Source organism: Neptunomonas phycophila (assembly GCF_001922575.1).
In the GTDB taxonomy this organism is placed as follows: domain Bacteria; phylum Pseudomonadota; class Gammaproteobacteria; order Pseudomonadales; family Balneatricaceae; genus Neptunomonas; species Neptunomonas phycophila.
On sequence record NZ_MRCI01000026.1, the window covers coordinates 1 to 206 of the forward strand.

1 pseudogene is annotated in these 206 nt (G+C 47.6%); it reads left to right on the forward strand.

Features of this window, described 5'->3' with window-relative positions:
* A pseudogene (tuf, locus tag BS617_RS17955) lies at nucleotides 1-206 on the forward strand (elongation factor Tu); the annotation flags it as partial.

A 206-nucleotide genomic window follows, 5' to 3' on the forward strand; every position in this document is an offset into this window, starting at 1 on the left:
CTAGTCGAAGCGCTAGATGCTTACATCCCTGATCCAGTTCGTGCGATCGATCAGCCATTCTTGATGCCTATCGAGGACGTATTCTCTATCTCTGGTCGTGGTACAGTAGTAACAGGCCGTGTAGAGCGTGGTATCGTTAAAGTCGGCGAAGAGATTGAAATCGTTGGTATCCGCGAAACTACTAAGACAACATGTACTGGTGTTGA